At 62.5% G+C, this 18970-nt stretch carries 17 protein-coding genes and 11 pseudogenes; 19 read left to right on the forward strand and 9 right to left on the reverse strand.

Going from position 1 to position 18970, the window contains the following annotated elements; genetic code table 11:
• Positions 1 to 12 precede the first annotated feature (12 nt).
• Positions 13 to 624, reverse strand: coding sequence for a lecithin retinol acyltransferase family protein (locus tag C265_RS16850; protein ID WP_010812027.1), 612 nt, complete (start codon positions 622 to 624; stop codon positions 13 to 15).
• Positions 625 to 1052: 428 nt separating this feature from the next.
• On the opposite strand from C265_RS16850, the pseudogene C265_RS32935 reads away from it, so the two are divergent.
• From C265_RS32935 to C265_RS31590, 3 pseudogenes are all read left to right on the forward strand, one after another.
• Positions 1053 to 1413: pseudogene (locus C265_RS32935) on the forward strand (IS5/IS1182 family transposase); the annotation flags it as partial.
• A 14-nt stretch (positions 1414 to 1427) separates the two neighbouring features.
• Positions 1428 to 1550, forward strand: a pseudogene (locus tag C265_RS32235) (transposase); the annotation flags it as partial.
• A 43-nt stretch (positions 1551 to 1593) separates the two neighbouring features.
• Positions 1594 to 1764 (forward strand): annotated as a pseudogene (locus tag C265_RS31590) (calcium-binding protein); the annotation flags it as partial.
• Positions 1765 to 1987: 223 nt separating this feature from the next.
• Here the strand turns inward: C265_RS31590 and C265_RS16860 are convergent.
• The gene (locus C265_RS16860) at positions 1988 to 3448 is read right to left on the reverse strand and encodes a sorbosone dehydrogenase family protein (protein ID WP_010812029.1); all 1461 of its coding nucleotides are present in this window, start codon (positions 3446 to 3448) and stop codon (positions 1988 to 1990) included.
• A 135-nt stretch (positions 3449 to 3583) separates the two neighbouring features.
• Positions 3584 to 3770 (reverse strand): annotated as a pseudogene (locus C265_RS32940) (MFS transporter); the annotation flags it as partial.
• 133 nt (positions 3771 to 3903) lie between these two features.
• On the opposite strand from C265_RS32940, the gene C265_RS32540 reads away from it, so the two are divergent.
• The 4 genes and pseudogenes from C265_RS32540 to C265_RS32945 all read left to right on the forward strand — a co-directional run.
• On the forward strand, positions 3904 to 4059 hold the full coding sequence (locus tag C265_RS32540; RefSeq protein WP_168163314.1) for a hypothetical protein: 156 nt from the start codon (positions 3904 to 3906) through the stop codon (positions 4057 to 4059).
• Between the two features lie 200 nt (positions 4060 to 4259).
• The gene (locus C265_RS16865) at positions 4260 to 5117 is read left to right on the forward strand and encodes a GNAT family N-acetyltransferase (protein ID WP_010812031.1); all 858 of its coding nucleotides are present in this window, start codon (positions 4260 to 4262) and stop codon (positions 5115 to 5117) included.
• A gap of 186 nt (positions 5118 to 5303) precedes the next feature.
• A pseudogene (locus C265_RS16870) lies at positions 5304 to 6366 on the forward strand (DNA-binding protein).
• Positions 6350 to 6424: pseudogene (locus C265_RS32945) on the forward strand (H-NS histone family protein); the annotation flags it as partial. The pseudogenes C265_RS16870 and C265_RS32945, both read left to right, overlap by 17 nt.
• 492 nt (positions 6425 to 6916) lie before the next feature.
• On the opposite strand, the pseudogene C265_RS31595 reads toward C265_RS32945, so the two are convergent.
• Positions 6917 to 7027, reverse strand: a pseudogene (locus C265_RS31595) (IS5/IS1182 family transposase); the annotation flags it as partial.
• Here C265_RS31595 and C265_RS31600 point away from each other — a divergent pair.
• From C265_RS31600 to C265_RS31610, 8 genes and pseudogenes are all read left to right on the forward strand, one after another.
• Positions 6982 to 7524, forward strand: a complete 543-nt coding sequence (locus tag C265_RS31600; RefSeq protein ID WP_011615340.1) for an enoyl-CoA hydratase/isomerase family protein — start codon at positions 6982 to 6984, stop codon at positions 7522 to 7524. The pseudogene C265_RS31595 and the gene C265_RS31600 sit on opposite strands and share 46 nt — an antisense overlap.
• Positions 7525 to 7605: 81 nt before the next feature.
• Complete coding sequence (locus C265_RS16880) at positions 7606 to 7869, forward strand: hypothetical protein (RefSeq protein WP_174549471.1); 264 nt, start codon at positions 7606 to 7608, stop codon at positions 7867 to 7869.
• Positions 7866 to 8341 (forward strand): annotated as a pseudogene (locus C265_RS16885) (DoxX family protein). The gene C265_RS16880 and the pseudogene C265_RS16885 overlap by 4 nt, the downstream one beginning before the upstream one ends.
• Positions 8342 to 8396: 55 nt before the next feature.
• Positions 8397 to 8621 carry a GDCCVxC domain-containing (seleno)protein gene (locus tag C265_RS32950; RefSeq protein WP_010812036.1) on the forward strand — a complete coding sequence of 75 codons (225 nt, stop codon included), beginning with the start codon at positions 8397 to 8399 and terminating at the stop codon, positions 8619 to 8621.
• 350 nt (positions 8622 to 8971) lie between these two features.
• Positions 8972 to 9520, forward strand: coding sequence for a hypothetical protein (locus C265_RS16890; protein ID WP_010812037.1), 549 nt, complete (start codon positions 8972 to 8974; stop codon positions 9518 to 9520).
• Positions 9521 to 9538: 18 nt separating this feature from the next.
• The gene (locus C265_RS16895) at positions 9539 to 10216 is read left to right on the forward strand and encodes a Crp/Fnr family transcriptional regulator (RefSeq protein ID WP_010812038.1); all 678 of its coding nucleotides are present in this window, start codon (positions 9539 to 9541) and stop codon (positions 10214 to 10216) included.
• Positions 10217 to 10334: 118 nt separating this feature from the next.
• Positions 10335 to 10802, forward strand: coding sequence for a group 1 truncated hemoglobin (locus C265_RS16900; protein ID WP_011615347.1), 468 nt, complete (start codon positions 10335 to 10337; stop codon positions 10800 to 10802).
• Positions 10803 to 10954: 152 nt separating this feature from the next.
• Positions 10955 to 11101, forward strand: a complete 147-nt coding sequence (locus tag C265_RS31610; protein WP_081645132.1) for a DUF1330 domain-containing protein — start codon at positions 10955 to 10957, stop codon at positions 11099 to 11101.
• Between the two features lie 101 nt (positions 11102 to 11202).
• Here C265_RS31610 and C265_RS16905 read toward each other — a convergent pair whose 3' ends face one another.
• Positions 11203 to 11739, reverse strand: coding sequence for a dihydrofolate reductase family protein (locus C265_RS16905; RefSeq protein WP_010812040.1), 537 nt, complete (start codon positions 11737 to 11739; stop codon positions 11203 to 11205).
• 813 nt (positions 11740 to 12552) lie between these two features.
• On the reverse strand, positions 12553 to 13029 hold the full coding sequence (locus C265_RS16910; protein ID WP_010812042.1) for a hypothetical protein: 477 nt from the start codon (positions 13027 to 13029) through the stop codon (positions 12553 to 12555).
• Positions 13030 to 13464: 435 nt separating this feature from the next.
• Between C265_RS16910 and C265_RS16915 the strand changes: the two genes are divergently transcribed.
• The gene (locus tag C265_RS16915; protein WP_234788280.1) at positions 13465 to 13686 is read left to right on the forward strand and encodes a hypothetical protein; all 222 of its coding nucleotides are present in this window, start codon (positions 13465 to 13467) and stop codon (positions 13684 to 13686) included.
• Between the two features lie 317 nt (positions 13687 to 14003).
• Positions 14004 to 14765 (forward strand): nucleotidyl transferase AbiEii/AbiGii toxin family protein, encoded by a 762-nt coding sequence (locus C265_RS16920; RefSeq protein WP_010812044.1) that lies wholly within the window; start codon positions 14004 to 14006, stop codon positions 14763 to 14765.
• Positions 14766 to 14968: 203 nt separating this feature from the next.
• Here the strand turns inward: C265_RS16920 and C265_RS16925 are convergent.
• Positions 14969 to 15523 (reverse strand): annotated as a pseudogene (locus C265_RS16925) (DDE-type integrase/transposase/recombinase); the annotation flags it as partial.
• Here C265_RS16925 and C265_RS16930 point away from each other — a divergent pair.
• Positions 15516 to 16367: pseudogene (locus C265_RS16930) on the forward strand (ISNCY family transposase); the annotation flags it as partial. The pseudogenes C265_RS16925 and C265_RS16930 overlap by 8 nt on opposite strands.
• A 416-nt stretch (positions 16368 to 16783) precedes the next feature.
• On the forward strand, positions 16784 to 17080 hold the full coding sequence (locus C265_RS16935) for a hypothetical protein (RefSeq protein WP_010812047.1): 297 nt from the start codon (positions 16784 to 16786) through the stop codon (positions 17078 to 17080).
• Positions 17081 to 17201: 121 nt separating this feature from the next.
• Here C265_RS16935 and C265_RS16940 read toward each other — a convergent pair.
• Positions 17202 to 17438 (reverse strand): annotated as a pseudogene (locus C265_RS16940) (NAD-dependent epimerase/dehydratase family protein); the annotation flags it as partial.
• A gap of 103 nt (positions 17439 to 17541) precedes the next feature.
• Entirely contained in the window at positions 17542 to 18927 is a 1386-nt protein-coding gene (locus C265_RS16945; RefSeq protein WP_010812049.1) for a phosphomannomutase/phosphoglucomutase, read from the reverse strand.
• Positions 18928 to 18970 lie beyond the last annotated feature (43 nt).

Below are 18970 nucleotides of genomic sequence, written 5' to 3' on the forward strand. Positions count from 1 at the left end.
AAAGGTCATGCTCTAGGGAGAGCGATCATTGAAGCCGGCTGCAAGCAGCGCATGGGCTGGCCGGCTGTTCCACCAAACTGACAGCAGGGAGCTCAGCACGCGGAGTATGCGCATGGGGTGGATGGCGCATTGGCGGACCTGCTCGCTGCGGGCATCGCCATACAGGCACCAGGTACAGAAGTGTTCGCAGTTGTTGCTCAGCAGGCGATAGCGGTTCTCGCCCAAGCGCGAGCGTGCCCGCCTGACCACTTGGTCGCTGGTAAAACGCGGCAGCGACTCGGCTCTTACCTCGATGCCATGGCCGGCGCCGAAGTGTTCCAGGCTCAGCTCTTCCACCGGCCCGGTGTGCAGCCCACGGCAAAGGCCCGCATAGTGCAGCACGCGGCCGTTGCCCACATATATGCCGTGGTGGCTGTAGCCGCGACGCTGCGTGACCAAGTGTGCGCCAAGCGGCGGCTCGCCTGCCGCTTCGCACTGCGCGACCGGCGCCTGCCAGCCTGCCTCGCTACCCTTCATAGCTTGCTCGCCGTCGCCTCGCGCGGCAAGTACCTGCGTGGCAGCGTCGGCGATGCACTGCGCGAGCATGGTTGCATTGGCACCGCGGCTGATCTGTTCTCTCTTCATGATTCATACCCCGACATCAGATTTGGATGGACAGTAGGGGTAGCTGTCTCTGTGCTGCAGTATGAGAAACAGGGCTCACGCTTGCGTCGCACAAACCTCAAATTTTCTTCACGATGCCCACGGACGGCGGCAACCGCGGCGTGGGCGACTCCAGCGGTTTCGGCGCAGCGGTACTTGCGGGCGGCAAGGGAAACGCTTTCCATCCAGCCAATGCGCGGGGATCAGGCGGCGAGCGTGAACCGTTCCGCTGCCGACGAGCAGTTTCCTCGCGAGAGGTGGCCTTGCCCCTTGCGTGGCTGTGTTGCAGTAAGCCTTCGGTAGAATGGCCCGGGAGAGATTCCACTCGGGGCAACACTCAAGCCCTCTCTCTCCATCTTTCAGATAGCGCCACAGGGCGATCGCCAAACGGCGCGCGAGGGTCACTATGCCGACAGGGATCGCAGGTTTGGATCGAGCGCGCCTGGCGCCTCGACCGCCTGCCGCCCAAAGACAAGAACAAGCTGTACGCGCTGCATGCGCCGGAGGTTGAATGCATCGGCAAGTCTGCCTGACGATCACCGCCAGGCAGGGATGGATCGTGGGGCGCGCGCAGCTTCCCCGGCAACCCGTATGGCGGTCATCGCTCTATGCAGAACAACGCCGTTGGCTCAAACGTCGCCAGGCTGTTGAGCCTCATCGGCCATACAACCACGGCATGCGCAGGTGCTGGCTGAAGGGCAAATCGGCGACGCGCTGCGCCCAGTGCTCTGTGCGGTGGGATTCAATATCCGCTGGCTGCTGCGTGCCATTACCCGTGGTGGAATTCCGACGCGATGTGGATCGCCGACCTGCTGGCGCATGGCCTGATCCGCGCCAGCTTCGTGCCGCCCGCAGCGACACAGGAATTGCGCGACCTCACGCGCACGCGCAAACAGCTCGTGCACGAGATCGCCCAGCCCGCTTCGCTCCGGCGAACGAGTCTCCGTCACTGGGCTCGCTCATGACCAGCTGTGCCGCGTCTCCATCTTTGTTCAAATGCAGCACAACCAGCGCGAGATCGTCGTGTCCCTTGCCCAACTCGTCCCGGTTCGCGCCGGCCAGAGTACGCGACTTGCTGTCTCAGACTGGCACTACCGGTGCGACCAAGGTTACAACTTCTGAGCTTCTCACTGTCGCCGGCTGCGTCCTCCGACTGAGTTCCCCCGAACAATACAGGCTCGATGGCCGGGAAGGGCTCGTTCGGCCCACTTTCAAGATCAATCGCACCCCGCAAAGCCTTGCCTGTTAAGGGCTGGCGGGAGATTTCCAGTTTTCGGGGGACGGGCAAAAATAGCCTTCTACATCCAGGTTGGCTGCGCCTGACATTAGTCCAGTGCGTCAGGCCCTAGGGCGCGCCGCGCTCGACGATGCGATATACCCTGCCGCTCGTGCCGGACGCAAGGGTATCGGCCAGCACGTAGAGTTCGCCCTGCGCATCTGCGCCGAACGAGAACACGCTGCCCGGGATGGCAACGCCCCAGTCCAGTTGCTCGGCCGCCGCGTCCCGGTAGGCAAAGCTGCGCAGCCAGCCGCTGCACAGGTCCGAATAGAGGTAGCGTCCGCGCAGTGCCGGCATGGCGCTGCCGCGGTAGACGTAGCCGCCCACCACCGCGCATCCGCCAGCGGCGTCGTGGCCGTATTCCAGCAGGGGCAGGACAAAGCCCTGTGGGCTGCATGGCACGGACGCCAAGCACAACGAGCCTTCGGTCAGGTTCCAGCCGTAGTTCAGGCCGGCGCTGGCCAATGGCGCCACATCGATTTCCTCGCGCTGGTTCTGTCCCACATCGGCAATATAGAGACTGGCTTCGGCGGGATCGAAGGCAAAGCGCCAGGGATTGCGCAGGCCCATGGCCCAGATCTCGCCGCGCAGGCCGGCCTGGGCGGCGAAGGGATTGTCGGGCGGGATGGCATACGGCTGGCTGCCGGCGCGGCTGACATCGATCCGCAGCAGCTTGCCCAGCAGGGAGCCGGTGTCCTGCGCGTGTCCGGACGGATCGCCTGCGCCGCCGCCGTCCCCGGTGCCAAGGTAGAGCATCCCGTCGGGGCCGAAGGCCAGCAGCCCGCCGTTGTGGTTGTTGAAGTTCGGATGCGCGATGCTCAGCACGATGGTCCCGGCCGTGTCCGCCACGTTGGGATTTGCCGCGGACACCTGGTAGCGGGCGATCGTGATATCGCCTGCGGTGTCGGTGTAATAGACGTAGAAGCGACCGTTGGCGGCATATGCCGGATCGAACGCCAGCGAGAGCAAGCCGCGCTCGCCGTCCGTCGTGGTCAGGTTCGAGATATCCAGGAACGGCGTCGCCAGCAGCACACCGTTCTGCACGATGCGTATGCGCCCGGCGCGCTCGGCCACGAACAGCCGCGTGTCATTGGCCGGCGCGGTCAGGAAGACTGGCCCAGCCAGCCCGGAAGCCACCTCCCGCAGCGCGAGGCTGAAGGACTGGGCGGCCGTATAGGTCACCGTGGCTGTCGCGGTTGTGCTGCCTACGGCCACCTGCTGGGTGCTGGGCTGCGGAGTCAGCGTCGTGCTGCCGGTCAGCACTGCTGCAGCCTTCACCGTGTAAGCCCCGCTTGCCAGATTGGTCAGCGTGGCGGATGCGCCCAGGCGCTGGCGGAAGCCGCCAGGGCCGGTCACGGTCACATCGCCGCTCGTGCCGGCGGGCAATCCCAAGATCACCACCGAGAGCGCGCCGCGTGACGACCCGCCGCTAGTGATGACAACGTCCACGCTGCCGCCACAGGCTGCCAGGATGAATCCAGCCAGGAGCAGGATGATGCTGCGGATGACGTTTCGCGCGTGTATCATCGATCCAGTCTCGCAGATTGGCCTCGGGACTAGCGCCGTGCGCACCGGTGCGCCGCCGCTGGATGGTCACCCTTAAAAGCCTAGCGAGCCGAAGCCGACGTGCCAAGGCATGGCACCATCCCGCATCTCAGGAATCTAGGTCGCCGCCAGCGCCGGCGGCCGCCGGCACGAGGCCGCGGCGAATGCGATTTGTGCCAGCCCGGCGGCCAGGTCCAGCCCGACGCCGGCCTGCCAGGCCACCATATAGGAGTCGAGCGCGTCATATCATATACCAGCCCGCCGCCGAAGGCGTCGGCGAGCTGCCGATCTGGTGGCTGAAGAAGGGAGAGTAATGGGTGCCATTCGGCCCCAAATCGGGTTCAAACCACTCCCACTCTCCCGAATTGTGAAAGTCGGATGTCAAACAAGCGCTGACGCTCCGCTCAGCGGCTATTGATCAGCGATTCCCGCAGGCCATGAGCGATGCCCCGCGCTTGCGGATCGAGCATGGGCCGATGGTCAACGTCGAGTCGCACTTGCCGGCGGACGTGATCGCCACTCTGCGCGAACGGCGCCACAACCTCGTGGTCGCCCGGCGACTGGCGACACTTTCGCAATTTCCGAGTTCATGACCGCTATCCACACGTGCTAAGTTCGACACCGGGCCATGCTATCGAAGGCTTACAGCGAAGACGCCCCGGTTTGTCAATTCGCCTTATGGCGAATTGAAATTGCCAGTTCGGTTTCTAAGCTGTGAAGTCCATGCGTAACGCATTGATTTTGTGGAATATGGTTTTCGGTTGCCTGGGCCCTTGAAAAAAAGAGAACCTTGATGACGCTGCAACTCAGATCAGGAAAGCCGGAAGACGCCGCGCGATGCGGCGCCATCTGTTTCAGCGCCTTCGCGGCGATTGCCCAGGCACATGCCTTCCCGCCGGATTTTCCCTCGCCCGATGTAGCGGTTGGCCTGATGGCCGACTTGTTCTCGCGCGAGGATGTCTTCTCGGTCGTAGCCGAAATCGACGGCGACGTCATCGGCAGCAATTTTCTGTGGGAAGGTGGGCCAATCGTCGGCATTGGCCCCATCACCATCGACCCCTCGGTTCAAGACAGGAAAGTTGGACACGCCCTGATGGAGCACGTACTGCAGCGCGGCCGCAGCAGGAATGCCGCCGGCATTCGACTCGTCCAGGCGGCATATCACAATCGCTCGTTGTCGCTTTACGCCCGTCTTGGCTTCGAAGCGCGGGAACCGCTTTCAGTACTGCAGGGCAGCGCAGTGAATGCAAAAGTCCCTGGCTACCCAGTGCGGGCGGCTGTACCATCAGACCTCGACGCCTGCAACCGCCTCTGCCTGCAGGTTCACGGACATGAGCGCGCAGGCGAACTGCGCGATGCAATCGACCAGGGGACGGCGAGTGTGGCTGCACACGACGGACGCATTGTGGCCTATGCGACCGCCATCGGATTCTTCGGGCACGCCGTCGCTGAAAACAACACGGGCATGAAAGCGCTGATCGGCGCCGCCCCCGCCTTTGCCGGCCCCGGATTCCTTCTGCCCACGCGCAATGGGGAGTTGCTGCGCTGGTGCCTGGAACGCGGGCTGCGCATTGTGCAGCCGATGACCTTGATGAGCATCGGGCTATACCAGCAGCCGGAAGGTTCGTTCCTGCCGTCGGTCTTGTATTAAGGCGAGAACGCCTACCGCCGCAGCAGCCAAACCAAAAGCCTGATCACACCTCCGGCCACTACAGGCCACTTCGGGGGGCGCTTTCAACTTGCCGATAGCGAGACAAGGCAGTGGCACGCAGGTGCACCGCACAAAAAGGAGACCGCTTTGGCGCGGTCTCCGACCGACGCCGCGCTGCAAACCGACCTGGCTGAGCTGCGCAGCCGCTTTCCCGAGACCCGCGCGCTGTACCGCGAGGTGTGCGGCCTGCTGTTCTTCCGCTACGGCGTCACGCCCACCGCCAACAAGCTCTACAGCCTGGTGCGCAAGGGCAGCATGGGCACGCCGGCCGAGGTGCTGCAGGCGTTCTGGCAGGAGCTGCGCGGCCGCACGCGCGTCACCATCGACCATCCCGACTTGCCGGAGGCGTTGAAGGACATCGCGGCCGGGGCGGTCCAGACCATCTGGCAGGCGGCCAACGAGGCCGCCACCGGCGAGCTGGCCACGCTGCGCGCCGAGGCGCGCGCCGCCGCCAGCGCTGCTGAAGCCGAGCGCCAACCCATCGAGGAGGGTCAGGGGACGCTGGCCGCGGAGCGGCAGGCGCACGCGGCGACCCAAGCTCGGCTGGAAGCGGGGCGGGCGGAACTGGAGGCCGGGGGCGGCAACTGGCGGAACTGCGTACCCAATTCTCGACCGAGCTGGAGCGTGCCCGCGAGGCGGTGACCCTTGCCCAGGAGCGGGTCCGAAGCCAGCGAGCGACGGGCCTTGCGCGAACTGGACGCGGAGCGTACCGCGCGCCAGCAGAGCGAGCGCACGGCCGAAGCACTGCGCGGCGAGCTGGTGGCGGCGCGCAGCGAGGCGCGCGACGCGGCGGTGGCACAGGCCGAAGTCCGGGCCCGGCTCGAGGCCCAGGCCGCGGCGCTCGCCGATCGGCTCGCGGCCGCCGAGCAGTCGCAGCGCAAAGCGGCGAACGACCTGGACGCGGTGCAGGCGGAGCTGGGCGCGGCGCAGCGCCGCGCGGAGCGCGCTGAGGCCGAAGCGGCGCTGGCGCGGCAGCTGCTGGCAAAATTGCGGGGGGCGCCTCTGGGGCGGGGCGAGGGTGGTGGCGGACGGCGGCGCAAGGCCGGCGGCCCGGCGCCGAACGACGAGGCGGTGCCAAGCGAAACACGGGACGAACAGCAAGACGACAAGCAGGGCGCGCCAGCGGCCGCCTCCAAGCCGGATGACGGCAGCGGACAGCAGTGACGACAGCGATGACAGCAAAAACTGAGCGGGCGGCGGCGATCCGCTGGATCCAGGCGGAGATGGCCGACTACGGGCTGACCATGGGGTACCGGTGCTGAAAATTTCAGCCAAATCGGAGGCTTGCCGAGGGATGTGGCGGATTTTTAGATACCGGACACCCATCCCCAACCGAAGCCACTGAAAGGAGCCCTCGTTGTCGAGGATTGCTACGCATCGATCTTCTTCATAATTTTTGCAGAAAACTTTGCGCTTGAGGATTACATGCAAGCCCAACGTAAAGTGAATCAACGATGGACGAGTTCAGATTTTTATATATGCTGCGTCATTCCAATCTAAAAGAATTTAAGATCGGAATAGCAAGAGATGTTTGGCATCGCTCTTTGCGTGTCGGCAGCCTATAGATCACGAGTCATCCATTATTTACAAGGGGACTTCGCGCTCCTGTCGCGCAGCAGAAAAGGGTCCTGCACGAACTGCTATATAAACATCGCTAAAACCGTTGCCAGGATCGGGTGGTACAGAGTGGTTTCACATCAGGACGTGGGATCACGCGCGGAAATTGATAAGAGACCGTTTCAAAATGACTGCTCCGTACGCCTGAAGATGTTCCAGCAGACAAGGGACCAACCGAGTTTGAGGAATGCTTCGTGAATGTCGGCCCTACGCTCAAAGCGAATGCGAAGCCGGAAGACCTCGACCTGATGCGCGAGCAGATCGCCGCCGTCAATGCCCGTCCCGACGTGCTGGTGCTGCGCATCGAGACTCGGGGCCTGCATTCTGCAGCGGCTTCAATATCGGAAAGGTCGGCAGTAGCGACGCCGGCGAGCGCTTCGAAGCGCTGGCCAACGCGCTGGAAGCGGCGCGGCCCGTCACCATCGCTTTGATCCAGGGCGGCCTGTACGGCGGCGCTACCGATCTCGCGCTAGCCTGCGATTTCCGGCTTGGCGCGCATGGCGTCGACATGTTCATGCCGGCGGCGCGGCTGGGGCTGCTGTTCTACCGCGGCGGGCTGGAGCGCTACGTGTCTCGGCTCGGCCTGGCCACCGCCAAACGCGTACTGCTGGCCGTCGATAAGCTCGATGCCGCGCAGATGCTGGCATGCGGCTTCCTTGACCGCGTGGCCGGCGACCCGGATGCGCTGCAGACGCAGGCCGCTGAGTTGAGCGAAAGCTGGCCGGCATAACGCCGCTGGCCCTGCTCGGGATGAAGAAGCACCTGAACTGCTGATGGGGGAGGACTGGGAATGACATCATTGGATATGAACTTGGACAACTACTTCGCCAGGATGCAGCGCGGACAGGTGCCGCCACCCCCCATCTGCTCGTTGCTTGGTGGAAGAATCGGTGCGGTCGACCTGAAAGCGGGAACGCTGGAATCCGCCTACCACGCCACGCCGGCCTTCCTGAACCCGGCAGGCCAGGTCCAGCGCGGCATGCTGGGAGCGATGCTGGATGACGTGACCGCCATGCTGGTGACAGCTAGCCGGACCCAGATCTCTGACTTACCCATTCTGGATCTCTCGCCATGACACACGCCACGCCCCCTCCCCACACCCCCCTCACGATAGTCGCGCACGCGCAACGCGTGGTGGATTGGCTCGATCGCATGCCATACACAATCCTGGCCATTCCGTTGCGGCTCGCGGTTGCCACCGTCTTCTGGAATTCAGCCATGGCCAAGCTGGCGAACTGGGCAACGGCGGTGGAACTGTTCCGGGAGGAATACCGGCTGCCGCTACTGCCGCCCGAACTGGCCGCTACCTGGCGGTATCCGTTGAGCTGACAACGCCAGTACTGCTGGTGCTCGGCCTGGCAGCCCGCCCCGTGGCGCTGATACTGCTTGGCATGATCACGGTGATCCAGCTGTTCGTCTATCCGCTGGCATGGCCCACGCATATCCAGTGGGCGGCGATGCTGCTGGTACTGCTGGCACGGGGGGGCGGGGCGCTCTCGGTTGACTGGCTGATTCACCGGCGTCTCATGGACGCTTCGGAGCACTGAGCCATGTGGACGGGAAGCGCGGGCGATCTGTCTGATCTTCAACGACGATAGCGCGATGCATGACGTCATCCTCGAATCAGTCGTGACCTGTCCACATTGCGGGTGGGCGCAGCGGGAGACCATGCCTATGGATGCGTGCGTGTTCTTCTATGAGTGTCGGTATTGCAGAGTGCTGCTGAAACCCAAGTCGGGAGACTGCTGCGTGTTCTGCTCATTTGGCTCGGTCCGATGTCCGCAGGTGCAGCAAGGACAGTGTTGTGAGCGGTCGCGATTTGAGTGATGTCTTATACCGCCTTGACGCATGGCCCGCCATTGCCCGCGAAGGCCGCCGAATATCTCCAGCAGCGGGAGGCCGTCAACCGCTTTCGCGAGGAGGCATATTCTGGCCTTTCTTCCACGCAATTCGTGTACTGGCGTGGAAGCGAGCCGCTTGAAGGTCGCCAATTCCGTTGGGGTTGGAGAATGTCGAATGTCCGGTAGATTGAGCGAAGCCGACGGGTGGGTGTCCGTCTTTTTGACTTCGCGCGACCACCGCTCGGTCAAACGGCGTGTCACCGCGTATGATTTCAGTCATAGAGCGAGCCGGATACCGGCACTAGACTGTGAGCATACTTTCGATTGAAGTGATCCATGAAACGCCATTCAGCCACTGTAATCGCGGCATCGACCGGCATCCTGCTTGGTGCCGCTGCGCTGTCGTCGTCCGCCATCGCCGAAGTCACGGCGCGCCAGAAGGACGTTGGGCAACACGGCGCGGAGGTGATGCCGTTCACCCTTGCGGCTACGACCCACATCTTTACGAAGACGGCGGACGGTGGGAACCAACAGGTCGTCACAAAGCATCACCACCCGAAGCAGGTTACGCTGATCCGCGGGCATCTGACCGCGATCGCTCGGCAGTTCTCGGCGGGTGACTTCGAGGCGCCGGAGCGGATCCACGGCAACAGTATGCCGGGCCTAGCCGCGCTGCGTGCAGCACAGCCGGGAGAACTGAAGATCCACTATCGCGACTTGCCCGATGGAGGCGAAATCGAATTTCACACGGACGAGCCTCGCCTCGTCGCCGCGCTGCACGTCTGGTTCGATGCCCAATTGTCCGATCATGGCCACGACGCGATGGCAGGGCACGCCCCTGGCATGATGCATCATCGTCCGGCGAACGCCTCGACAGCGGAATAAGCCGCGCATACGACCAGGATGCCAGTCGACGATTTGCCAGATTCGTCCCCCGCTCCGGCGGTGGCGGCCCTGCCGGCGTGGCCTGCCGCGCTGCGCGAATCGGCTCGCTTGCGCCGGTACGATCCTGACACGTACGTATTCAATCGCGGACAGCGGGTCGAGTCGATCTACCAGGTGCAGACAGGGCAGGTGCTATTGCGACGTGACGGAGCGGACGGCGAACCCCTCACGCTGCAGACTGCAGGCCCCGGCGATTTCGTGGCCGAAGCAAGCCTCTTCAGCTCCCACTACCACTGCGACGCATTTTGCGGGAGAGCGAGCGAATTGTTTGCCTTTCCTGCGAGGACGTTGCTCGCGTGTCTGCAGGGCGATCCATCGTTCGCGGTGGAATGGGTACGGCTCCTGTCGCGGCAACTCATGCGCAGCCGTGCACGCGAGGAACGCCTGACGCTACGCTCGCCGCGCGACCGCATCCTGCATTGTCTGCAGCTCGAGCACGATGCTTACGGACGGTTCACACCGCCCGGAACGCTCATGCAATGGGCGGGCACGCTTGGGATCGCGCATGAAACCTTGTATCGCGCGCTGGCACAGGTGGAACAGGAGGGCCTGATTGTGCGCGACGGGATCCAAATTGTCCTCTCCGAGATTCAACGAAAAAATGCCGCACGATCACGTCGGCCGCAATGCCGCTGATCGTCGCGTGAGGAGTTGGGTGTACCGCACGGCGTGCGATCCCGCACAGACCGACCAGCTCGTTTGCACTAGATTTCCCTTCAAAGGGCTTGTTGGCCCGGAACTACTGGAGGAGGAAATGAGACTCTTCTCGAGAGCATTACTCGTTATCTCGTTCGCACTTTGCGCTTGCTTTGGCCCGGCAGTATTGGCGCAACAGGTCGGCGCACAGGCATCACTTTATGATCGATTAGGGGGGCTGAAGGGGATCACGATCGTGGTCGACGACTTTATCGACAGGCTCGTCACGAATAAGACACTAAACAGGAATCCTGCCATCAACGCCGGCCGAAAGAGTTCTCCGCCACCCTATCTTAAGTTCCAGGTTGCACAATTGGTCTGTGAGGCAAGCGGGGGACCATGCAAGTACACCGGAAAGCCGATGAAGGAGTCGCATGCTCATCTGAACATCAGCGAGCGAGAGTGGGACGTGATGGCCGAGGAGTTCAAGAAGTCCCTGAACAAGTTCAAGGTTCCGGCTGCTGAGCAAAAGGAATTGTTTGATATTGTCGGCAAGACGAAGGCGGATATCGTCGTCAGGAAATGAGCCTTGACACGCAGGACATTGGGCGTGCGGAGGTCGGAAGGCCGCTGGGCGGTTATGCCCAGTGGCATGGCCATCCCTCGACTTCAAGGCAGCGCCGCCTGCAATCATGCAATGACAATGGGCCGTTGGACTACCGCGGAAAGGAGCGCACCATGTCTGCATACCTGATTGCCGATGTCGATATCACAGACCCGGCCCTTTTTGAAGAGTTCAAACGAGAAGTCCCGGCTACTGAGGCGCGCTACGGTGGAAGATATTTAGGCCGCGGTGGTCGAACCAAGGTTCTCGAAGGCGACTAGCAGCCGCATCGTCTCGTCATTGTCGAGTTCCCGGACAAGGATTCCCAGGAGCGACCCGTCGCCTTCGTAGTTCAGGTCTTGATTCGCACCTGACGCTCAAATCAGCGCAGCACGCGATAGGTCGACTGCACCAAGCCGGACGGAAATTGCCGGCTCGACTCGAGCGCCAGACTCACGTCCCGCGGCAGGGCTCCGAACAATGATCTTCCTGCCCCGATCAACACCGGCACAGTAGTGACGACCAGGTCGGCGATCAATCCCTCGCGCAGGAATGACTGGACCAACTGGCCGCCATCGACGTATACCCTGCGCATGCCTGCGGCCTCCAGTTGCGACATCGTCTCCGTGGGCGTGCAATCCGAGAAACGCACCTTTCCCTGTAGCCCCTCTGGCACTGGCGTGCCGGCCAGCTTTCGGGACAGCACCAGCACTGGCCTGTCGTAAGCCCATTCGCCCATCGTGAGGACCTTTTCATAGCAGCCCCGGCCCATGACGATCGCGTCCTTGTCGGCGACGAAGGCCGGATAGCCATGGTCTTCGGCCGGGTCATCCCGCTCCAGAAGCCAGCCGATGTCGCCATCGGGCCGGGCGATAAAGCCGTCGAGGCTGGTGGCAATGAAGACGTGTCCTGTGATCATTGTTAGTCCTCAAGAAGTGCTCGGCGTGAATGATGGCACCGTGTGCCAGAAGAACCTGTGGCATGCGGTCAACAGAACAACCGTTCGCTCCTCGGCGCCAAATTTCTCTTGAAAGAGAGGATCGGTCGGACGCCAAAAGAAATCGTCCGATTCCAGACCGCGCGCATGGGTTGCGAAGCCGACTGAGTGCGCTAGCGTTGACGTACTGGAGCCTGCTGCGCCCGTGATCAGGATATGCATTGCGAGCGTTGAGAGTGCGAATAGAACAGCGAAGTCTACCAAGCCGACGAACGGGCGAACAGCAGCTCGCAGATCTGCCTGTTAGCGACCCTTCTGAGACGTCCGAGCGCTTCGAGCCGAGTGGCTGGTTCACCGAAAGGCGGTCATCCGAGACAAGAGAAGGAGAGGGCGCCATACCGACCCTTCCTACTCCGTCGGGATACCAGCTGGGGGATTTGGACTGCCTACGTCGCGACAAAACCCCCAGGCAAGCGCCTGTCCGACAGCGTCACCGCCATGGCGCATCGTTTGCCCGAGAGCAGGGAGGCCATCAGCCACTGCGCGAAGTCATTGAACTGCTCGCTCTTGTTGGTCGCGGCATGAATACCTGCCGGCCGTCCTTCGTGCCTGCACATAAAGGTTCGCGCCGTAAAACCCAACGAACTCGTCACCGTAGACCCCTTCGAAGGTGAGGGCGACTCGCTATAGCGCCTCGACCAGCCGCTCAGGCGTCACCGGCCCGGCAATCTTGACTCTCATATCCGCGTTTCCTAGATCATGGCATCCGTGTGCGGCAATATGGTACCCGCCCACTCAAGCAGATAGCGAGATATCTGAAGAATCACGTTGGATCTCATAGCTGATCGTGACACCTGCCTCGGGCAGGGGCTCGAACACGCGCGGATCGAACATCGGCGCCACCCGGGGCAGCAGCGGCTTGGGTTCGAGCAGCTGAAAGTATTCGAGACAGAAGTCGACATCCCAAGTCGCTAGCCACTGGAATAGGGCGCGCGCCGCAAGCACATTGTGGGGCTGCTGCAGCGCCGCCCAGCTACCGGCTTGCAGCCACGGGCGCCATTGCGAGGCAGCTTCGCCGGCGTCCGGCGTCTCGTTGATGTCACGAAACCACTCGGGCGCGGCGAAGCCAGCCGCCCCCACGGCCTCACGTGCGGCGGCCAGGCTGTTGCGCTTTCTGGCCCCAACAAGGCCGGCCGCCAAGGTGTCGAACCGGACGCTGAACGCCAGCGTTTGCTCGTAGCCGCCGCGCGGAGCGCCGGGGCTTAGCGCCACCTGGGCGGCCAGGGGCGTCGGTGGCGCTTCCGGGTCGGCCTGCCCCGGCGCTGCGCCAAGATTTCTGCCGCCTCCTCCCAGGAGATTCCTCGGGCGACCAGCTGCTCTCGCAACCGTTCGCGGCCGAATGCGCCGAATCGCTATCATGCCGAGATCACTCTATGGTGAGGGAATCCCAAAATCCAGCGATCCGAGCCGAAGCGCACTAGCGCCCGCTCATAGGGCGACGGCCCCGACCAGCCTCGGGCCTACGCTGGGCGTGGGCGGCTCCGCGAGGCAAGGACCAATCGCGATCGAACGCCTCGGCCATCTCCAGGCTGCGCGCGAGCTGGCGCAGCCGCTCGGCCAATCTGCGCGCCGAGGTGCCTCGGGTCGGCGGCGATGGTCCGTAGGGTGTCGGCGGCGACATCGAACAACAGGCCGTAGATCACGGCCTTGTTGTATCTGATCGCTCCGGGGAGTGCGGTGGGGATCGTCTTTCAGGCATTACGCCATGTCGGACCTGTGCGTGCCGCCGACGTTGCACAGATTGCGGCCCATCGCCTGTCGGCCAGCGACAAGAAGACTCTCGCATCCACAGCGTACCAAGCGCCGGCCTGGATGCGCCCGACGCTGACCTCGATCGCCAACACGGCGTCGGTTGAAATCGATGGATAAGGTTGCCCGACTTCCCGCAGAAGATCGGGCGGCCCTATTTGGTGAGAGCGGCGCCAACCGAGGGATCGCGAATACGATCATCGACAAAGACTTTTGGGTCTGCTGGACCTTGAAGCGCCTCTTTGGCCTAAGGGAAGGGGAGGCCGCCACGCTTGTCTTCAAGGGCGGCACGCCCTTTCCAAAGCGTTCGGCGCCATCCGCCGCTTTTCTGAAGATATCGAACCTTCGACCGGGCCGACCTTGGCTATACGGGGGGTCGGGATCCCGAGCAGGGCGGAATTAGCAGGAAGAAAGCGAATCAGCTCATCGAAGATCTTGTGGGCGATGTCGAGCGGCACATCGCCGAGAACCTCCTTCCGGCCCTTCGCGCCGCGATTGCACAGCAACTTGGCGAGCCGACCAAAGGCGAGTGGTCGCTTGAGATCGACTCCAACGATGCCCAGACGGTGAACTTCCACTATCCGACGGCATTGCCCGAAACCGAATATATGGGCATGACGTACATCACTCCGCGGGTGAAGCTCGAGTTGGGAGCGCGCGGCGATCCCTGGCCTACAGAGGAAAAGATTATTCGCCCTTACGCGGCTGAAGACTATCCCGACTTCTTCGAAGACCCCGACTGCACCGTGACCGTCCTGTCAGCGCAGCGTACCTTTTGGGAAAAGGCCACGGCCTTACATGCGGAAGCACACCGTCCGGCCGAATCGCCAACACCTCAGTATTTCTCTCGGCATTACTACGACCTGGCCATGCTTCTCGGCACCAACGGAGGGCAAGCTGCCGCCACTAACTTCGGCCTTCTGGCACAAGTGGCGAAGCACAAGGCCATCTTCTTCCGATCGGCCTGGTCCAGTTACGGTACCGCGCGGCCGGGGACGCTGCGTCTGATGCCGAACGAAGCACGGGTCAAAGACCTGCGAATGGATTACAGGGAGATGGCGCCCATGATGTTCGATGAAGAGCCGGTCGCCTTCGACGATATCTTGCCAAGATCAAAAAGCTCGAAACAGCCATCAATAGCTAGCACAAGAGGACACGAGCAGTCCGTCGCGACTAGCGATTGGCCTACGCGAAACTGATATTTTTGTTATGCGTCATAAAAATTTAACATAATATACATTATGCGCTTTTTGCATGTCAGGGCCAAATAGAATTGTCGTACCTGAGCCAATTAGAAATGTCACCCACCGACTTTAGCGGCCTATCCTAGCCAGCTTTCCGAGGCAAACGGGAGCCGGCCATGTATGGATTTGCCCCCGTGTCCCCGGACACGGTCACACCCTTAGGTTGATAAGGCCATCGCACGTCTGAACTCCCGCGGCGAGCGGTAATTCAGGGCGCTATGGGGGTGCTGCTCGTTGTAATGCTCAAAGGCGATGGCCAGATTGCGAACGGCCGTCTCGGCATCAGGCTTGGGCATGAAGGCGACATAGTCGCGCTTCATGGTCTTCACGAAGCTCTCGGCCATCCCGTTGCTCTGCGGGCTGCAGACCGGCGTGGTCAGCGGCTTCAAGCCGATGGCCGACGCAAACGCCCTGGTCTTGTCGGCCGTGTAGCCCGAGCCGTTATCGGTCAGCCATTCAATTTCCGTCGGCGTCTTCAGCGCGTTTCCAAAGCGATTCTCGACGGCGGCCAACATCACGTCGCGGACCACGTCACCGCTATGCCCACCGGTGGTCGCCGCCCAGCTCATCGCCTCGCGGTCGCAGCAGTCCAGGGCGAACGTCACGCGCAATGACTCGCCGTTGTCGCAACGGAACTCAAAGCCGTCAGAGCACCAGCGCTGATTGGCTTTCTCTACAGCAACCTTGCCGTCATGCCGGCGCTGAGGCCGCGGCTACACCCAGTTCGGGCGCGCGCTGTTCGAACTCAACATCGACATCCTGTGTGCCAATTCGAGCCCGGCCAAGGGCCGCGTCGAGCGGATGAACGGCACGCTGCAGGACCGGCTGGTCAAGGAGTTGCGGCTGCGTGGGATCAGCACCATGGCCGGCGCCAACGCCTTTGCCCCGCATTTCATGGCGGACTTCAACGCCCGCTTTGCCAAGGTGCCCAAGCGCGATTTCGATGCGCACCGGCCGCTGCGTGGCGACGAGGACCTGGCGCGCATTTTCAGCTGGCGCGAGTGGCGCAAAGTGTCGGCCAGCCTCACGCTGCAATACGACAAGGTGATGTACCTGCTCGAGGACCGCCCCGAGCACCGGCGCCTGATCCACCGCTATCTCGAGGTCGCCGAGTATCCGGACGGCCGGATCGAGTTGTGGGCCGATGGCGCCGCCCTGCCCTACACCACCTATGACCGGCTGGGCGAGATCGACCAGGGCGCGATTGTCGACAACAAGCGGCTCGGGCACGTGCTTGACCTCGCCGCCAAAGTGCAGGCGCTGCGCGACAGCCGGCAAACCGTAGGGCCGTCGCGCACGCTGGCCGGCGAGCCGCCGCGCCCGTACCAGCCGGCGCCGAACACCAAGCGCCAGCGGCTGATCAACCGGCTCGATCTGGAGCGCGCGCTCGCTGCGGCCCCGCTCAATCAGAAGGCAGACATTTTAACGTTGCCCACCGCGCTGCCACCGCCCCACCCTGGGCCAGACTCGGTCGTCTCAGGCCAGCACCACCGCCCCACCAAAAACCCGCAAAAGACTCCAACCCCGCACAAAAAGCACGCCCGCACCGACATTTGAATTTGGCTGACATCCCGACAAGTCAAAACCGGCTGGACAGCAGCAGATGTTGGCCGTTTTTCTAATGTCGTACTTGGGATGAATTCAGTCCTCTAACGTAAAGTTGTCCGGTAACTCGACGTAAAGGTGTCATGCATTGATCTATGAGACGCTTTTTATCTTTTCCGTACTGCTTTACGTCGCGGTTTAGCTGCCCGACTTGGGTTCGGGCGCGGCTTATCTTCCCGCTCGGGAAGAAATCCTCGGCTTTGAGTCCCTGGGCGGCTTGGTTTTGGCCATCTCACGTTGGATGGCAGCGCTCTGGCGACTACGTGTAGTTCCCACTGAGGTCACTTCGGCCAACATTCTGACTCGCCCACTGGAATCCGCTTTACCATCACAGATGGGAACGGAACGGCGTCTTAGCCAGATCTGCTATGTCACTGCAACAGAAAATGCGGCTTTTGTCGGCCTGGCTGCCGGCCGGGCTTCCTTACGTCGAGACTGAAGTCGGCTCCTACCTTTACCTGCACGACGTCCCGTACGAATTGGAGAGCATCCTTGCTCGTTGGCTACTGCTCCGGCCTGAGCTTACAGACAGAGATCTCTCAACCTGCGTTCTGGTCGAGGGTGGCAAGGGTTTAGCCATTACTCGGGAAGGATGGGAAAGTTTCCTCTGCTGGCTCGTCGAAACACTTCGAGCCAAGCTTGACGACATGGAGCAAGCCCAGTAGCAACGCCTTCGCGCCCCCTTTTTTGGCCGCCTTCAGTGTCACGACGGAAGGCACGGCGCATAAAGGTGTCCATCCGGTGAACCAATCAAGCAAGGAACCACTATGTTGCGGGTACGCATTGAACTGCGGTGATGCGATGCTCCGCAAACAGGCGGTCGAGCAGCGCGCGGTCGCGCACATCACCTTTGACAAAATGCGGGGTTTTTCCCGAAATTGCGGCAATTCGCTCGACCACTATCTGATTGCTGTTGCACAGATTATCCAGGCCGATGACATCGGCCCCGCCGTCAAGCAGCGCCACCCACATATGCGATGCGATATATCCGGTGGCGCCAGTCAGCAGCAGTGACTCAGACATGAGGATTTTTCAGGTTGAAGAAGATGGGTTAAGGAAGCCTCATACAGCCCTTGCTATCGGCGCAGGTGCGCAAGCCTGCCATGTTCAATGGGCAAGCACATACTCAGAAGGGCAGCCGCGCATCCGGCTTCTCGGCCAGGATCATACGTTTGAATTCAGCCTGGATCCTCGCCAGCGCGGCGTCGTTGTCCGCCTCGAACCGCATCACCACCACCGGGGTGGTATTGGACGGACGGGCCAGACCGAAGCCATCGGCGTACTCGACACGCACGCCGTCGATGGTGATGACCTCACGAGCGCCCTCAAACTTCGCGTTGGCCCTGATCTTGTCCAGCAGCGTGAACGGCTCGCCCTCGGCGCACTTGAGCTGGAGCTCTGGCGTATTGTTGGCGTTCGGCAGCGCATTCAGCATGGCGCTGGGGTCAGCATGACGCGACAGGATTTCCAGCAGGCGCGCGCCCGTGTACAAGCCGTCATCAAAACCGTACCAGCGATCCTTGAAGAACACGTGCCCGCTCATCTCGCCGGCGATCGGTGCGCCGGTTTCCTTGAGCTTGGCCTTCACCAGCGAATGGCCGGTCTTCCACATTAGCGGCTCGCCGCCATGCTGGCGAATCCACGGGGCCAGCTTGCCCGTGCACTTGACGTCGTAGATCACCTGCGCGCCGGGGTTGCGCGACAGGATCTCCTCGGCAAACAGCATCAGCTGGCGATCCGGGAAGATCACCTGGCCGTCCTTGGTCACCACGCCGAGGCGGTCGCCGTCGCCATCAAAGGCCAGGCCCAGCTCGCAATCGGTCTCGCGCAGGCACTTCATCAGGTCCTGCAGATTCTCGACGTGGGCCGGGTCCGGATGGTGGTTGGGGAAATGGCCGTCGACCTCACAGAACAGCTCGGTCACCTCGCAGCCCAGGCCACGAAACAGGTCGCCCACGAAGGCGCCGGCGACACCGTTGCCGGCGTCCAGCGCGATCTTCATGGGGCGTGCCAGCTTCACGTCGCCGATGATGCGGTCGAGGTACTGCTGACGCACATCCACTTCCCGGTAGGAGCCGGCCCCGCTCGCGAAGGCGCCGGCCTTGATCCGCTGGCGCAGCGCCTGAATCTGCTCGCCGTAGATCGCCTTGCCCGCCAGGACCATCTTGAAGCCGTTGTAGTCGGGTGGGTTGTGGCTGCCGGTGACCATGATTCCGGAAGTGGCTTTCACGCTATTCAGCTCGACATTGGTCCCGAAGTAGACCATCGGGGTGGCGACCATGCCCAGGTCGATCACGTCCATGCCGGCGGCACGGAGGCCTCCGACCAGGCCGCCGATGAGGTCGGGGCCGGAGAGGCGGCCGTCGCGGCCGACTACGACGGCCTTTTCGCCGGCTTCCGCAGCAGCCGAACCGAACGACAGGCCGATCTGGCGGGCCACGTCGCGGGCGAGGGTTTCGCCGACGATGCCGCGGATGTCATAGGCTTTGAAGATGGAAGGGCTAACTTGCATGGGATATGTCTCGTTAAGATCGGTTGAAGCCTCGCCGGCCGCT

Origin of the sequence: Cupriavidus sp. GA3-3 (assembly GCF_000389805.1) — a bacterium.
GTDB lineage: Bacteria > Pseudomonadota > Gammaproteobacteria > Burkholderiales > Burkholderiaceae > Cupriavidus > Cupriavidus necator_D.

What these genes read in the sequence shown, in the direction of transcription:
- C265_RS16850 (WP_010812027.1), bottom strand. Translation starts at nt 624, where the DNA reads ATGAAGAGAGAACAGATCAGCCGCGGTGCCAATGCAACCATGCTCGCG.
- C265_RS16860 (WP_010812029.1), bottom strand. Translation starts at nt 3,448, where the DNA reads ATGATACACGCGCGAAACGTCATCCGCAGCATCATCCTGCTCCTGGCT.
- C265_RS32540 (WP_168163314.1), top strand. Translation starts at nt 3,904, where the DNA reads ATGAGCGATGCCCCGCGCTTGCGGATCGAGCATGGGCCGATGGTCAAC.
- C265_RS16865 (WP_010812031.1), top strand. Translation starts at nt 4,260, where the DNA reads ATGACGCTGCAACTCAGATCAGGAAAGCCGGAAGACGCCGCGCGATGC.
- C265_RS31600 (WP_011615340.1), top strand. Translation starts at nt 6,982, where the DNA reads ATGCTTCGTGAATGTCGGCCCTACGCTCAAAGCGAATGCGAAGCCGGA.
- C265_RS32950 (WP_010812036.1), top strand. Translation starts at nt 8,397, where the DNA reads ATGCATGACGTCATCCTCGAATCAGTCGTGACCTGTCCACATTGCGGG.
- C265_RS16890 (WP_010812037.1), top strand. Translation starts at nt 8,972, where the DNA reads ATGAAACGCCATTCAGCCACTGTAATCGCGGCATCGACCGGCATCCTG.
- C265_RS16895 (WP_010812038.1), top strand. Translation starts at nt 9,539, where the DNA reads ATGCCAGTCGACGATTTGCCAGATTCGTCCCCCGCTCCGGCGGTGGCG.
- C265_RS16900 (WP_011615347.1), top strand. Translation starts at nt 10,335, where the DNA reads ATGAGACTCTTCTCGAGAGCATTACTCGTTATCTCGTTCGCACTTTGC.
- C265_RS31610 (WP_081645132.1), top strand. Translation starts at nt 10,955, where the DNA reads ATGTCTGCATACCTGATTGCCGATGTCGATATCACAGACCCGGCCCTT.
- C265_RS16905 (WP_010812040.1), bottom strand. Translation starts at nt 11,739, where the DNA reads ATGATCACAGGACACGTCTTCATTGCCACCAGCCTCGACGGCTTTATC.
- C265_RS16935 (WP_010812047.1), top strand. Translation starts at nt 16,784, where the DNA reads ATGTCACTGCAACAGAAAATGCGGCTTTTGTCGGCCTGGCTGCCGGCC.
- C265_RS16945 (WP_010812049.1), bottom strand. Translation starts at nt 18,927, where the DNA reads ATGCAAGTTAGCCCTTCCATCTTCAAAGCCTATGACATCCGCGGCATC.